This window comes from Enterobacter cloacae complex sp. IR5401, from assembly GCF_049238425.1.
Classification (GTDB): domain Bacteria; phylum Pseudomonadota; class Gammaproteobacteria; order Enterobacterales; family Enterobacteriaceae; genus Enterobacter; species Enterobacter hormaechei_C.
This window is the reverse complement of sequence record NZ_JBMKHN010000015.1, coordinates 1-13936: the sequence shown is the minus strand read 5'-3', so window position 1 is coordinate 13936 and position 13936 is coordinate 1. Positions and strand designations below refer to the sequence as shown.

The 13936-nt window shown below is 52.7% G+C and carries 13 protein-coding genes; 7 read left to right on the top strand and 6 right to left on the bottom strand.

Features of this window, described 5'->3' with window-relative positions; genetic code table 11:
• Positions 1 to 161 precede the first annotated feature (161 nt).
• The 3 genes from glnL to ACOTX1_RS18975 all read left to right on the top strand — a co-directional run bounded on the left by glnL (position 162) and on the right by ACOTX1_RS18975 (position 2856).
• Positions 162 to 1211 (top strand): nitrogen regulation protein NR(II), encoded by a 1050-nt coding sequence (glnL, locus tag ACOTX1_RS18985; RefSeq protein WP_003861923.1) that lies wholly within the window; start codon positions 162 to 164, stop codon positions 1209 to 1211.
• Between the two features lie 11 nt (positions 1212 to 1222).
• Positions 1223 to 2635 carry a nitrogen regulation protein NR(I) gene (gene glnG / locus ACOTX1_RS18980; protein ID WP_003861919.1) on the top strand — a complete coding sequence of 471 codons (1413 nt, stop codon included), beginning with the start codon at positions 1223 to 1225 and terminating at the stop codon, positions 2633 to 2635.
• A 110-nt stretch (positions 2636 to 2745) separates the two neighbouring features.
• Complete coding sequence (locus ACOTX1_RS18975) at positions 2746 to 2856, top strand: YshB family small membrane protein (RefSeq protein WP_017382667.1); 111 nt, start codon at positions 2746 to 2748, stop codon at positions 2854 to 2856.
• A 51-nt stretch (positions 2857 to 2907) separates the two neighbouring features.
• Here ACOTX1_RS18975 and hemN read toward each other — a convergent pair whose 3' ends face one another.
• Together hemN and yihI are read right to left on the bottom strand one after the other, a co-directional pair.
• Positions 2908 to 4281, bottom strand: coding sequence for an oxygen-independent coproporphyrinogen III oxidase (hemN, locus tag ACOTX1_RS18970; RefSeq protein ID WP_023315061.1), 1374 nt, complete (start codon positions 4279 to 4281; stop codon positions 2908 to 2910).
• Positions 4282 to 4469: 188 nt separating this feature from the next.
• Positions 4470 to 4985: a Der GTPase-activating protein YihI gene (gene yihI / locus ACOTX1_RS18965; protein WP_014885763.1), complete on the bottom strand. Its 516-nt coding sequence runs from the start codon at positions 4983 to 4985 to the stop codon at positions 4470 to 4472.
• A 579-nt stretch (positions 4986 to 5564) separates the two neighbouring features.
• Between yihI and yihA the strand changes: the two genes are divergently transcribed.
• Entirely contained in the window at positions 5565 to 6194 is a 630-nt protein-coding gene (gene yihA / locus ACOTX1_RS18960; protein ID WP_003861913.1) for a ribosome biogenesis GTP-binding protein YihA/YsxC, read from the top strand.
• Between the two features lie 311 nt (positions 6195 to 6505).
• Here the strand turns inward: yihA and polA are convergent, their stop codons facing one another.
• Positions 6506 to 9298: a DNA polymerase I gene (gene polA, locus ACOTX1_RS18955; RefSeq protein WP_023315062.1), complete on the bottom strand. Its 2793-nt coding sequence runs from the start codon at positions 9296 to 9298 to the stop codon at positions 6506 to 6508.
• Positions 9299 to 9737: 439 nt separating this feature from the next.
• Here polA and ACOTX1_RS18950 point away from each other — a divergent pair, with 439 nt between their 5' ends.
• A complete protein-coding gene (locus ACOTX1_RS18950) occupies positions 9738 to 10646 on the top strand; it encodes an acyltransferase (protein WP_023315063.1) in 909 nt (302 codons plus the stop codon).
• A 22-nt stretch (positions 10647 to 10668) separates the two neighbouring features.
• On the opposite strand, the gene dsbA is transcribed toward ACOTX1_RS18950, so the two are convergent.
• The 3 genes from dsbA to ACOTX1_RS18935 all read right to left on the bottom strand — a co-directional run bounded on the left by dsbA (position 10669) and on the right by ACOTX1_RS18935 (position 12651).
• Positions 10669 to 11292, bottom strand: a complete 624-nt coding sequence (gene dsbA / locus ACOTX1_RS18945) for a thiol:disulfide interchange protein DsbA (RefSeq protein ID WP_003861908.1) — start codon at positions 11290 to 11292, stop codon at positions 10669 to 10671.
• Positions 11293 to 11319: 27 nt separating this feature from the next.
• Entirely contained in the window at positions 11320 to 12306 is a 987-nt protein-coding gene (locus ACOTX1_RS18940) for a serine/threonine protein kinase (protein WP_003861905.1), read from the bottom strand.
• Between the two features lie 75 nt (positions 12307 to 12381).
• Positions 12382 to 12651: a YihD family protein gene (locus tag ACOTX1_RS18935; RefSeq protein ID WP_003861904.1), complete on the bottom strand. Its 270-nt coding sequence runs from the start codon at positions 12649 to 12651 to the stop codon at positions 12382 to 12384.
• 68 nt (positions 12652 to 12719) lie between these two features.
• Between ACOTX1_RS18935 and mobA the strand changes: the two genes are divergently transcribed.
• On the top strand, positions 12720 to 13304 hold the full coding sequence (mobA, locus tag ACOTX1_RS18930) for a molybdenum cofactor guanylyltransferase MobA (protein ID WP_003861901.1): 585 nt from the start codon (positions 12720 to 12722) through the stop codon (positions 13302 to 13304).
• Positions 13301 to 13804, top strand: coding sequence for a molybdopterin-guanine dinucleotide biosynthesis protein MobB (mobB, locus tag ACOTX1_RS18925; RefSeq protein ID WP_003861899.1), 504 nt, complete (start codon positions 13301 to 13303; stop codon positions 13802 to 13804). The genes mobA and mobB overlap by 4 nt, the downstream gene beginning before the upstream one ends.
• Positions 13805 to 13936 lie beyond the last annotated feature (132 nt).

Below are 13936 nucleotides of genomic sequence, written 5' to 3'. Positions count from 1 at the left end.
TGTTTTACTCGGCGCATACGCGTCGGGAGTAGTTGCCGTGGAAACTTTAGCCCATCTTCGGATGGGCTTTTTTCTCCACCAACAACCTGATCTCACGCGCTTTTTACCTCTAAAACGCTATACTGCACTAAAATAGTGCAACGACTCCAGGAGACTGCTGAATGGCAACTGGCACGCTGCCCGATGCTGGGCAGATCCTCAATTCTTTGATTAACAGTATTTTGCTGGTCGACGACGAGCTGGCGGTGCATTACGCCAACCCGGCGGCGCAACAGCTGCTCGCCCAAAGCGCCAGAAAACTGTTTGGCACGCCGCTGCCGGAACTGCTGAGCTATTTCTCGCTGAATATTGGTCTGATGCAGGAGAGTTTGCAGGCGGGTCAGGGCTTCACCGATAACGAAGTGACGCTGGTGATTGACGGACGCTCGCATATTTTGTCCCTCACCGCACAGCGCCTGCCAGATGGCATGATTCTGCTGGAAATGGCGCCGATGGATAACCAACGTCGTCTCAGCCAGGAGCAGCTTCAGCATGCGCAGCAGATTGCGGCACGCGACCTGGTGCGCGGGCTGGCCCATGAGATCAAAAACCCGCTGGGCGGCTTACGCGGTGCGGCACAGCTTTTGACCAAAGCGCTGCCTGACCCTGCCCTGGCGGAGTATACCAACGTCATTATTGAGCAGGCGGACCGTCTGCGTAATCTGGTCGATCGCCTGCTCGGGCCACAGCAGCCGGGGATGCATGTTTCAGAAAGCATTCACAAGGTCGCGGAGCGGGTGGTGAAACTCGTCTCTATGGAGCTGCCGGATAACGTCACGCTGGTGCGTGATTACGACCCAAGCCTGCCGGAGCTGGCGCACGATCCGGACCAGATTGAACAGGTGCTGTTGAACATTGTGCGTAACGCGTTGCAGGCGCTGGGCCCGGAGGGTGGCGAAATTATTCTGCGTACCCGCACCGCGTTCCAGCTGACGCTGCACGGCGTGCGTTATCGTCTGGCGGCACGTATTGATGTGGAAGATAACGGGCCGGGGATCCCGCCACATCTCCAGGACACTCTGTTCTACCCGATGGTCAGCGGTCGCGAAGGCGGCACCGGGCTGGGGTTATCCATAGCCCGTAATTTGATTGACCAACACTCCGGCAAAATTGAATTTACCAGTTGGCCGGGACATACCGAGTTTTCGGTTTTCCTGCCGATTAAAAAATAAAGGTGACGTTTATGCAACGAGGGATAGTCTGGGTAGTCGATGACGATAGCTCCATCCGTTGGGTGCTTGAACGCGCACTCACAGGAGCGGGATTAAGCTGCACGACGTTTGAGAGCGGCAGCGAGGTGCTCGACGCACTCACCACCAAAACGCCGGACGTTCTGCTCTCGGATATTCGCATGCCGGGCATGGACGGACTGGCGCTCTTAAAGCAGATCAAACAGCGCCACCCCATGCTTCCGGTCATCATAATGACCGCCCACTCCGACCTGGATGCCGCCGTTAGCGCCTACCAGCAGGGGGCGTTTGATTATCTGCCAAAACCGTTTGATATCGACGAAGCCGTTGCCCTGGTCGAACGCGCCATCAGCCACTATCAGGAGCAACAGCAGCCCCGCCACGCGCCGGATTTCGGGCCTACGACGGACATCATCGGTGAAGCGCCGGCCATGCAGGACGTGTTTCGCATCATCGGGCGTCTGTCGCGCTCGTCTATCAGCGTCTTGATTAACGGTGAATCAGGGACCGGTAAAGAGCTGGTTGCACACGCCCTGCATCGCCACAGCCCGCGGGCGAAAGCCCCCTTTATCGCCCTGAACATGGCAGCGATCCCTAAGGATTTAATTGAATCTGAGCTGTTCGGCCACGAAAAAGGGGCGTTTACCGGAGCCAATACCATTCGTCAGGGACGCTTTGAACAGGCTGACGGCGGCACGCTTTTCCTGGATGAAATCGGCGATATGCCGCTGGATGTTCAGACCCGACTGCTGCGCGTGCTGGCAGATGGCCAGTTTTACCGCGTGGGCGGGTATGCGCCGGTGAAGGTGGACGTGCGTATTATTGCCGCGACGCACCAGAACCTGGAGCTGCGCGTGCAGGAGGGGAAATTCCGTGAGGATTTATTCCATCGTCTGAACGTGATCCGTGTCCACCTGCCGCCGCTGCGCGAGCGTCGGGAAGATATCCCGCGTCTGGCGCGCCATTTCCTGCAAGTGGCGGCCCGCGAGCTGGGCGTGGAAGCCAAGCAGCTTCATCCGGAAACGGATGCCGCCCTCACCCGTCTGGCGTGGCCTGGCAACGTGCGTCAGCTGGAAAACACCTGTCGCTGGCTGACCGTGATGGCCGCCGGACAGGAAGTGTTGATTCAGGATCTCCCCGCCGAGCTGTTTGAAGCCACCGTGCCCGAAAGCACCGCCGGACATGCGCTGCCGGACAGCTGGGCGACGCTGCTGGCGCAGTGGGCAGATCGCGCGCTGCGTTCCGGTCATCAAAATCTGCTCTCCGAAGCGCAGCCTGAGATGGAGCGCACGCTGTTAACTACCGCGCTTCGTCATACCCAGGGCCACAAACAGGAAGCGGCTCGCCTGTTGGGATGGGGTCGAAACACCCTGACGCGCAAGCTGAAAGAGCTGGGAATGGAGTGATCTTACTCCGCTGTGTAAAGGTTACTAATTGAGCGCAAAGTGCCGTTATTTTGCGCTTTACTGTTCCGATGAGTTTTGTATGATCGTGCCCGGAAACAGGGGGGAGCATCATGCTGGAATCATTAGTGACTTTGCTTTCGAGCGGAGCAGCAGAAAGCCACACGCCACAAACTGCCGTTGCGGCGGTGCTGTGTGCGGCGCTGGTTGGGCTGTTTAGCTAACGAGCTGTTGATGAAAAGCCGGGTGGCGCTTCGCTTACCCGGCTTTTCAACTTAAATCACCCGCGAGAACTGCTGTAAACGCGCCTTCTGACGCAGATAGGCATCGAAGCACATGCAGATATTACGAATCAACAGACGTCCTTTCGGCGTAACGACCACCGCGCTTTCCGACACATCCACCAGCCCGTCCTTCGCCAGCGGCGCAAGGAGTTTCAGGTCTTCGGCAAAGTAATCGCTGAATTGCAGATCCCATTGCGACTCCACCTCGCGGAATTCGAGACGGAAGTTGCAGATAAGCGCCTTAATCACATCACGACGGATGCAGTCGTCACGCGTTAACGCAATGCCGCGCCACAATGCGTTACCCGTTTCATCAACCTGCTGGTAGTACAGCTTCAGCTCTTTCTGGTTCTGAGCGTAGCAGTCGCCAATCATGCTAATGGCGGAGACGCCCATTCCGAGCAGATCGGTATCGCCCTGGGTGGTGTAACCCTGGAAGTTACGGTGGAGAACACCTTCGCGCTGGGCAATTGCCAGTTCGTCGTCAGGGCGGGCAAAGTGATCCATCCCGATAAACTGATAGCCGGTTTCGGTCAGCGAGGCGATGGTCTCCTGCAAAATGTCTAGCTTCTGCTGGGCGGAAGGCAGATCCGCATCTTTGATTTTGCGCTGAGCGGCGAACAGCGTCGGCAGGTGCGCGTAATTAAAGACGCTCAGACGGTCCGGGTTAAGCTCAGCCACGCGTTTAAGCGTGTAGGCGAAGCTCTCCGGCGTCTGCTTCGGCAGGCCGTAAATCAGGTCTATATTCGTTGAGGTAAAGCCGATTTCACGCGCATGGTTGAGTAAGGCAAAGATAAACGCTTCGTCCTGCTCGCGGTTTACCAGGCGCTGTACTTCTTTATTGAAGTCCTGTACGCCCATACTCAGGCGGTTGAAGCCTTCAGCGCGTAAATGATCCAGCACATCCAGCTCGATTTCACGTGGATCGACCTCGATCGAAATTTCGGCGTCGTCGTTAAAACTGAAATTGTCGCGCAGCAGCGCCATCAGGCGGCTGATCTGCGCTTTATTCAGATAGGTTGGCGTACCACCGCCCCAGTGAAGCTGGCTAACGTGACGCCCTTTAAACAGCGGTGCGCGGTGCAGAATTTCCTGTTCGAGCGCATCGAGGTATTGATCGGCTTTGTGCTGCTGGCGGGTAACGATTTTATTGCAGCCGCAGAAGTAGCAGAGCTTATGGCAGAATGGAATATGGACGTAGAGCGACAGCGGGCGCTCGGGATAGCGCACCACAGCATGCTGAAAATCCGCCTCGCCGAAAGCGTCAGAAAACTCCAGCGCGGTGGGGTATGAGGTATAACGCGGCCCGGAATAGTTATATTTCTGGATCAGGGCCAAATCCCAGTCGATAGATGGTACAGACATGCTCACTCCTTCCGTTGGTGTCGCGTTCGTATACGGCGGCCCGTTCTGGTCCCGTTGCGGGCCATCATTCGGGTGCGCAGCCACTTCTGTCGCCGCGACAACCGCCGTAGTTTAACGAATAACCACACCAGATAACATATAACCGGAAGGGTTATAAGCAGGACGAGTGTACCTGCCGGGTGCAAATGTTAGTTTCCACCCTTCAGAAGACGCATCATATCTTCCTGCTTTTCGTCTTCTTCTTCGTCGTCTTCGTCATCGTAAGACAGACCCAGCTTCTGCATCAGCTCGTCGATGCGATCCAGTTTGGCATCCACCCATGACTGCTCTTCGGCGGTCAAGGTTTCACCCTCTTCAAGACGTTCCAGCAGCGCGTCCAGGCGCTCATCGTTCTCCAGCAAATCCAGCTCAGCCTGCGGTGAAAGCATAGGTTTCTCGCTCTTTGGTTTGTGCTGCTTAGTGACCGGGGTGTCTGTCACGCCCAGTGGAATGGGAGTTTTACTGCCGATACGAGGATCTTTCTGCTGTTTGCCTTTTGCAGAAGCGCCTGCGGCACCGCCACCGTTAGCACGGCTACCCGCAGCATGGCCACGATGTTTTTTATCGCGTTTGCGATCGCGCGCTTCCTGATTCAGTTCTTCGCGCGTTTTGCGGCGTGCTTTTGCAGGGCGTTTCGCGCCCGCAGCGGAGGTCGGTTTTTTCATGATGTTTTATCTTTAAGTCGTTTTCTTCAGTATAGAATTGCGGCGAAATCTAGCAGAAAGCAAGCAAAGAAAAAAGGCGACAGAGCAATCTGTCGCCTTTTTTCCTGACTCACAACCCTTAACGGGTCAGACATTCCCTGTTTGCCTGCAACAAACCCTGTTTATCCCTTGGCTACTACCGTCCGTGATACGGTTCCGTTTCCTGTTAAAAACGCCTCCAGGCGCCGGTCATCCTGACAATCCTGAGTCTTCGCCTCCTGGCGCTCCTGACCCTTATCCTTAAGTCGTTATCCTGTTGGCATCCTCGCCGTAGCACACACTTTACCTTGTTCCTTTAAACTAACAAGCAACGAAAAGGTACAAAACCGGATTTTCAGATAATTACTCATTAATAACTCTTTGAATTTTAATATCTTGAGTTTTTTAGCCCCTGCGATTTCTCTTAAATTTCTCATACGCTTAAGGGCAAATCTCTTACATTTCGCAGGGCTTTCACTTACATGTCAATGACGAAGGGAAAAGCCTTTTGCCCGCATTCAGGTATAATCCCCGCAGATTACGATTTTTGGAGACGACCACGTGACTACCTGGAACTACCAACAGACGCATTTTGTCACCAGTGCGCCCGATATTCGCCACCTGCCCTCAGACACAGGGATTGAAGTGGCATTTGCTGGCCGCTCCAATGCGGGAAAATCCAGTGCCCTGAATACGCTGACCAATCAGAAAAACCTGGCGCGTACCTCAAAAACACCTGGCCGTACACAACTGATTAACCTGTTTGAAGTGGCTGAAGGCAAACGCCTGGTCGATTTACCGGGCTACGGTTACGCGCAGGTACCGGAAGAGATGAAGATCAAATGGCAGCGTGCGCTGGGTGAATACCTGGAAAAACGCATGTGTCTGAAAGGCCTGGTGGTGCTGATGGATATTCGTCATCCGCTGAAAGATCTCGACCAGCAGATGATTGACTGGGCGGTGGCAAGCGATATTGCGGTGCTGGTACTGCTGACAAAAGCGGATAAGCTGGCGAGCGGCGCGCGCAAGGCACAGGTGAATAAGGTTCGTGAAGCGGTGCTGGCATTCAACGGTGATGTACAGGTTGAACCGTTCTCCTCGCTGAAAAAGCAGGGCGTGGATAAACTGCGTCAGAAGCTCGACAGCTGGTTTAACGATCTGGAACCGGCGACAGAAGCGGAAGCAGAGTAATAACAGGCGCGGCGATGACCGCGCTTTTTTCGCCTGAAACTTTCTTTGCCGCAATAAAAAACGCCCCAGTCATTACTGACTGGGGCGGCTAAAATATTCAGCCAAATCCGATTACGTGAAGTAAAAGGTCTGAAAGATAGAACATCTTACCTCTGTACCCTACGTCGTTAACTCTACTCTTTTTTTATCGCTGGACAAAGCACTTTTTGTAGTTTTTTTTCATTCTTTACATAGGGAATTCTAATGATCGTCACAAAACGCGCGTACTTATGTTGCTTACTTACATAAAACGCGCGTTATTCCGTTAGCCCTTAGTGAGCCTGATCCCAGTTTTCGCCGCTACCCACTTCCACCAGCAACGGAACGTCCAGCTTCATGCTGTTTTCCATCAGTTCATGGATCTTCTGAGAGACCGTCTCCAGATCGTCTTTATGAACTTCAAAGACCAGTTCATCGTGTACCTGCATGATCATTTTCACGCGCGGCTTCTCTTTTTCCAACCAGGCATCGACGGCGATCATTGCGCGTTTAATGATGTCCGCCGCAGTGCCCTGCATAGGGGCGTTAATCGCAGCACGTTCAGCACCCGCGCGGCGCGCGGCGTTGCTGGATTTGATGTCCGGAAGGTAGAGACGACGGCCATCCAGCGTTTCAACGTAGCCTTTCTCTTTCGCCTGCGCGCGGGTACGTTCCATATATTCCAGCACGCCCGGATACCGCTCGAAGTAGAGATCCATATACTTCTGCGACTCTTTACGCGGAATATTGAGCTGGCGTGAAAGACCAAAGGCACTCATGCCGTAAATCAGACCGAAGTTGATCGCTTTTGCGCTACGACGCTGCTCATTTGTCACGCTCTCCAGCGGCAGCCCAAACACTTCGGCAGCGGTTGCCCGGTGAATGTCCTTCCCTTCGGCAAAGGCCGTCAGCAGGCCTTTGTCGCGTGACAGGTGCGCCATAATACGCAGTTCGATTTGCGAGTAGTCCGCGGAGACAATCAGATAATCCTCTGGCGCAATGAAAGCCTGGCGAATACGGCGGCCCTCTTCATTACGCACCGGAATGTTCTGAAGGTTAGGATCGGTTGACGAAAGTCGCCCGGTCGCCGCCACAGCCTGGTGATAGGAGGTGTGCACGCGGCCCGTTTTCGGGTTGATCATCAACGGCAGTTTGTCGGTATAGGTCGATTTCAGCTTAGCCAGACCGCGGTATTGCAGAATAACTTTTGGCAGCGGATAGTCCAGAGCCAGCTCTTCCAGCACCTCTTCAGACGTTGAAGGAGCGCCGCCCGGGGTTTTCTTCAGCGGCTTGATACCCTGTTTTTCAAACAGGATGGTTTGCAGCTGTTTCGGTGAAGACAGGTTAAATGCCTCGCCAGCAAGCTCATGCGCTTTCTGTTCAAGCTCGGTCAGGCGCTGCGCCAGCTCACCAGAGTGGTTATGCAGCACCGTTGGGTCGATTTTAACGCCATTGCGCTCAATGCGGGACAGCACAGGCACCAGCGGCATCTCAATGTTCCGGAACACATTCAGCGGCCCTTCGTGCTTCTGCAATTTCGGCCACATTTTGAGATGCAGCTGTAGCGTGACGTCAGCGTCTTCCGCGGCGTAGCGGCCTGCCTCTTCCAGCGCGATCTGGTTAAAGGTCAGCTGATTTTTACCCTTACCGGCAATTTCTTCAAAGGTGATGGTTTTGTGTTTCAGCCAACGATCGGATAAGGAATCCATATCATGGCGGCCCGCCACGCTGTCCAGAATGTAAGATTCAAGCATGGTGTCAAAAGCGATACCACGCAGCTCAATGCCGTAGTTTTGCAGAATACCGCGGTCATACTTCAGGTTTTGCCCGACCTTCAGCGCTTTCTCGTCTTCCAGAATCGGCTTCAGTAGTTCTAAGGCGCGCTCGCGGGAGATTTGCTCCGGCGCATCCAGATAGTCGTGAGCAACCGGAACATAGGCGGCAACACCCGGCTCCGTCGCGAATGACAGACCCACCATATTAGCCGTAATGTTATCAAGGCTGTCCGTTTCGGTATCGAAAGCAAATACTGGCGCTTTTTTTAGCTTTTCAATCCAGGCGACGAGCCGTGACTCTTCCAGGATGGTTTCATAGTTGTCGAAGGAGAGCGCTATCGCCTCTTCTTCTGCCTGCTCTACGGCATCGACAACGATGGTCTCTTTCGGCTTCGCCGCAGATTTAGCCCCTTTCGCCTGAAGCCATTTACCGGCTTCAACATCCGCGGTCCAGCGTTTAAATTCGTATTTTCTGAACAGACCAAGCAGTTCGTCGGCGGCGAGTTCCTGCACTTCCAGCTGCTCGCAGGTAAGCTCCAGCTCTACGTCAGTTTTGATGGTGGCCAACTGATAGGAGAGATAAGCCACCTCTTTGTTATCGGCGAGCTTTCCGGCCATGGTTTTTGCGCCACGGAAGGTAAGACCGGCAATTTTGTCGGACTCTGCATACAGCGTATCCAGCCCGCCCAGCCCTTGCAGCAGCGCCTGAGCTGTTTTTTCACCCACGCCCGGCACGCCAGGAATGTTATCCGAGGAATCGCCCATCAGGGCGAGGAAATCAATAATTAGCTCTGGCGGCACACCATATTTGGCGACCACTTCTTCCGGGCCAAGAATGGTGTTTGTCATGGTGTTGATCAGCGTAATCCCTGGCGTTACCAGCTGCGCCATGTCTTTATCACCGGTACTGATCAGAACCGGGCGGCCTGCTTTTTCCGCTTCGCGCGCCAGGGTACCAATAACGTCGTCAGCTTCAACGCCAGAGACCGCCAGCAGTGGCAGCCCCATCGCTTTCACCATAGCGTGCAGCGGTTCAATCTGCGCACGCAGATCGTCAGGCATAGGGGGACGGTGTGATTTGTAATGCTCAAATAATTCATCGCGGAAGGTTTTACCCTTCGCATCAAACACCACGGCCGCATGGGTTGGGTGGTATTGCAGAATCAGGCTGCGCAGCATATTCAGCACGCCGTACATTGCGCCGGTAGGTTCCCCTGCGCTGTTGGTCAGAGGAGGAAACGCATGATACGCCCGATACAGGTAAGAAGAGCCATCGACGAGTATAAGTGGGTTTTCTGGGATCTGAACCATAATGTCCGTGCCTGTTATGAATTTATGGGTAAAGGATGCCACAGAAGGATGAAAACATCAGGTTTTAGCGCTTTATACAGAAAAAGATTTTGCGATCGGGAAGATCGCTCGCAAAACAAAACTGTGGATAAGTTTGTGCATATTTTTAATACAGGTGAATAACAGCTTGATAAAAGTGATATTGAAAACTTATTTATCTATTTAAATCAAACAATTAATACAAGATCAATTAAGATCACACCTCACTGATGGTTATTTAGTCTATGTGGATATAAGGCTTAAGCACCTTGTCTATAGGGAAAAATTCGAGGCCTGCCAGGAAAAGCCGCGACCTCCTGGTGTGAAAGCGCCCTGGTCTGAGCGAATTTCTGATAAGATCGGCGCCCAGCACCGGATAGCCGGCTGCTCAATTACAGCTAACTATCTGAAAAAATTCATCATGTCGAGAATACTCGCTGCGATAACATTATTATTAAGCGTCATTTTAACTATTCTGGTTACTATCGCCTGTTCTGTGCCAATCATCGTTGCCGGAATAATTAAGCTCCTGTTGCCTGTCCCTCCGGTATGGCGCGCGGTGTCTGCTTTTTGTAATTTTATGATGTACTGCTGGTGTGAAGGCCTGGCGATCCTGCTGCATCTGAACCCCTGGCTGAAGTGGGACGTTCAGGGTCTGGAGAAGCTGAACAAAAAGAACTGGTATCTGCTGATCTGCAATCACCACAGCTGGGCCGACATTGTTGTATTGTGCGTACTGTTTCGCAAACACATTCCGATGAATAAATACTTTCTGAAACAGCAGCTGGCCTGGGTGCCTTTCATTGGTCTGGCCTGCTGGGCGCTGGATATGCCGTTTATGAAACGCTATTCACGCAGCTATTTGATTCGTCATCCGGAACGCCGCGGTAAGGACGTGGAAACCACGCGCCGTTCTTGCGAGAAGTTTCGCGCGCATCCCACCACCATTGTTAACTTCGTCGAAGGATCGCGTTTTACCGAAGAGAAGCGCCAGCAAACTCGCTCTCCTTATCAGAACCTGTTGCCGCCAAAGGCTGCGGGCATCGCAATGGCGCTCAACGTGCTGGGTGAGCAGTTCGATAAATTGTTGAACGTAACGCTCTGCTATCCGGAAAACGACAGGACGCCATTCTACGACATGCTCAGCGGCAGGCTGACGCGTATCGTTGTCCGCGTTGAGCTGGTGCCCGTCAATACTGAACTGCACGGGGATTACGTCAACGATAAAAACTTCAAACGTCGTTTCCAGCTTTGGCTTAATACACTCTGGAAAGAGAAAGACGAGCAGATAGCGAAGATTAAATCTTCATACAAAAACGCCGGTCAGTGACCGGCGTTTTTCTTTATGGTTGTTACTTTTTCTCAACCAGGTATTTCACGGTATCAGCGTACTGTTGTACGAAGATATCCATGCTGGTCGTGTCCATACCACGCATATTCACCTGGTATTTGCCGTTAACATACATCGCCGGCACGCCCTGCAACTGGAAGTCAGCGGCAGCTTTTTCCTGCTGTGCCACGAGAGATTTCACCACAAAACTGTTCCAGGCAGCGTCGTAGTCTTCACCTTTCACACCGGCATCTACGAACACTTTACGGATATCTGCCGTAGTTTGTACGGTCTGGGTTTTCTGTACGGCTTCAAACATAGGCGCGGTGATCTTATCTTCCACACCCAGCGCAATCGCGACCGCCCATGCCTGAGTCAGATCTTTGCCCAGTGGGCCAAGGAACTCAACGTGGTATTTCGTCATTTTGGTGCCTTCCGGCAGCTTTTTCTTCACGTTGTCAGAAACATGAAGTACCTGCTCAAACTCGTAGCAGTGCGGGCAGTAGAAGGAGAAGAACTCCAGCACCTGAGGCTCGCCAGCAACAGGCTTGTCTAGCGTAATGTACTGCTTGCCGTCGGTAAACTGCGCAGCAGTTGCGCTAAATGCCAGAATCATACCAGCCAGCGCCAGCCAAATTTTTTTCATGATCAACTCTCTCCTGGGTGTGTCCAATTAATACATCGGCGTTAATTGCAAAGGGGGTTCCTGTAGAACCTTAACCTGCTCGGTAAATGTGGATATCTGGTTGCGCCAGTAATCCTCCCCGGTAAGCCAGGGGAAATTTCGGGGAAAAGCCGGGTCTTCCCAACGCCTGATTAACCACGCGAGATAATAAACAAATCGCATCGCACGTAAAGGCTCTATCAAGGCAATTTCGTCTGAATTAAAGGGGATAAATTCTTCATAAGCTTCAATTATGGTCTCAAGCTGCATGCGCTGCTCGGCTTTATCACCGTTGAGTAGCATCCATAGATCCTGCACCGCGGGTCCCATACGTGCGTCATCAAGATCGACAAATAGCGGCCCATCGCGCCAGAGAATATTCCCGGCGTGGCAGTCACCGTGCAGGCGCAGAGTAGTAATATCATCCCGCCAGCAGGCTTTTACAGCATCAATAAGCTTATCGGTCGCCGTGAGGAAATTATCCTTTAGTGCATTCGGGATCAGCGCCGATGTTTCGAATACCTGTCGCGGCTCAATAAGATATTCCTGAACACCAATCGTCGGACGGGCAACAAACGGTTTTTTACGTCCCGTCTGATGAATGCGCCCCAGATAGCGGGCAACCCATTCCATCTGATCGATATTATCTGCCTCAAACTGTCTTCCGCCCAGGCTCGGAAATACCGCGTAGTAAAAGCCCTGATGGGTCAGCAGCGTTTGGTTATTGAATTTAATCGGTGCCGCAACGGGAACATCATCATCCAGTAGATCGTGGGCAAACTGATGTTCTTCCTGAATTTGTTCTGCGGACCAGCGCTGTGGACGGTAAAACTTTACGACAAAGCGCTGGCGCTCTTCGTCCTGAAATTGGTAGACACGGTTTTCGTAGCTGTTTAAAGCGGTTAACCCGGAATCCACCCGAATACCCTGCTCGAACAGCGCATCCATAATGGTATCCGGGTGTAGTGTCTGGAAAGTAAAAGCCTGGTCGTTCATCCGATCATCCGGAAATTATACGAATGATTCAGGATATCATCTTGTGGCGATTTCGGTGGCTCCGCTTACAAGCTTTTACTCTTTAATTACGCCTCGGGCGCGCAGTAATGCGGTTTTAAAATCCTCTTCATAATCTTTCTGAATGCCAGGAATAACAGCATCTTTAGCCGAGTCACGCATTTTCAGGTGGTAGATCAGGATGTCGTCAGAAAGGTCCGCCAGTTCGCCATCAAAACCTGACTCTTTCGCCAGTTTCTGTAAAAATTGCATCAGATTCAGCTCTGGCTCTTTTTGCCAGGCCGGCTGGAGAAGCTCAATGACTTCATTAAGACGTTTACATTTCATGGTAGTGCTCCTTTCATTTAGAGAGACACGTTAGCAGGGTCAATCCCACAATAAAAGAGGCGATATTCGTGAATCAATGCCAGGAAATCATCGGGGTTGTTCTGGCCGGGGGCAGGGCAACGCGAATGGGTGGAAAGGATAAGGGACTTCAGCTCCTGAACAACACACCATTATGGCAGCATGTTGCTGATACGCTTGCAGATCAGGTGTCATCGATGGCGATCAGCGCTAACCGACATGTTGATATTTATCAGCGCAGCGGGTATCCGGTTTATCAGGATAACCTGATGGACTACCCCGGTCCGCTGGCGGGAATGCTTTCTGTTATGCAGCAGTCGTACGGAGAGTGGTTTCTCTTTTGTTCATGTGATACGCCCTTCATCCCGTCCTGTCTGGTTGAACGTCTGGTGCAGCGGCGCGGTGGTGCTCCCGTCGTCTGGGTACACGACGGTGAACGCGACCATCCAACGATCGCATTGATTAATCGCTCGTTAATATCCGCGCTGGAAGATTACCTGGCCGCAGGAGAGCGACGCGTCATGGTATTTATGCGCCAGTCCGGAGGGCATTCCGTTGATTTCAGCGACATGAAATCGGCGTTTGTGAATGTAAACACGACGGAAGATTTGCAGATGATGCAGGAGAGAAAATGATACCCGTATTAGCGATCTCAGCCTGGAGTGGCACCGGGAAAACTTCGCTGCTAAAAAAACTGATACCTGCACTTTGCGCCAAAGGCATTCGTCCCGGATTGATTAAGCATACGCACCATAACATGGATGTCGATAAACCGGGGAAAGATAGCTATGAGCTGCGTAAGGCTGGCGCTGCACAAACGATGGTGGCGAGTAACCAGCGCTGGGCGTTAATGACAGAAACACCGGATGAAGCACCGCTGGATCTCGCTTATCTTGTCAGCCGGATGGATCACTCCACGCTGGATCTGGTGCTGGTTGAGGGGTTTAAGCATGAGGCTGTTGCGAAGATCCTGCTATTCAGAAGCGATGCCGGACATGACGTAAGTGAGTTAACGCTGGATGAACATGTGATTGCCGTGGCCAGTGACGTTGCGTTGACGCTGAAAGTACCGGTTCTGGATTTAAATAATGTGGAGGGGATTGCAGCGTTTATTTCGGCGTGGTGTGCAGTCTGAAATCTGCCGGGTGACGGCTTCTTAAGGCCTGCCGTTTTTCAGCAAACAAACGCAAAAAGGCCATCCTTGCGGATGGCCTCTTCACTTGTTTGATGCCTGGCAGTTCCCTACTCTCACATGGGGAGACCCCAC

Coding starts and splice junctions, on each gene's coding strand:
- glnL (WP_003861923.1), top strand. CDS start 162: ATGGCAACTGGCACGCTGCCCGATGCTGGGCAGATCCTCAATTCTTTG.
- glnG (WP_003861919.1), top strand. CDS start 1,223: ATGCAACGAGGGATAGTCTGGGTAGTCGATGACGATAGCTCCATCCGT.
- ACOTX1_RS18975 (WP_017382667.1), top strand. CDS start 2,746: ATGCTGGAATCATTAGTGACTTTGCTTTCGAGCGGAGCAGCAGAAAGC.
- hemN (WP_023315061.1), bottom strand. CDS start 4,281: ATGTCTGTACCATCTATCGACTGGGATTTGGCCCTGATCCAGAAATAT.
- yihI (WP_014885763.1), bottom strand. CDS start 4,985: ATGAAAAAACCGACCTCCGCTGCGGGCGCGAAACGCCCTGCAAAAGCA.
- polA (WP_023315062.1), bottom strand. CDS start 9,298: ATGGTTCAGATCCCAGAAAACCCACTTATACTCGTCGATGGCTCTTCT.
- ACOTX1_RS18950 (WP_023315063.1), top strand. CDS start 9,738: ATGTCGAGAATACTCGCTGCGATAACATTATTATTAAGCGTCATTTTA.
- dsbA (WP_003861908.1), bottom strand. CDS start 11,292: ATGAAAAAAATTTGGCTGGCGCTGGCTGGTATGATTCTGGCATTTAGC.
- ACOTX1_RS18940 (WP_003861905.1), bottom strand. CDS start 12,306: ATGAACGACCAGGCTTTTACTTTCCAGACACTACACCCGGATACCATT.
- ACOTX1_RS18935 (WP_003861904.1), bottom strand. CDS start 12,651: ATGAAATGTAAACGTCTTAATGAAGTCATTGAGCTTCTCCAGCCGGCC.
- mobB (WP_003861899.1), top strand. CDS start 13,301: ATGATACCCGTATTAGCGATCTCAGCCTGGAGTGGCACCGGGAAAACT.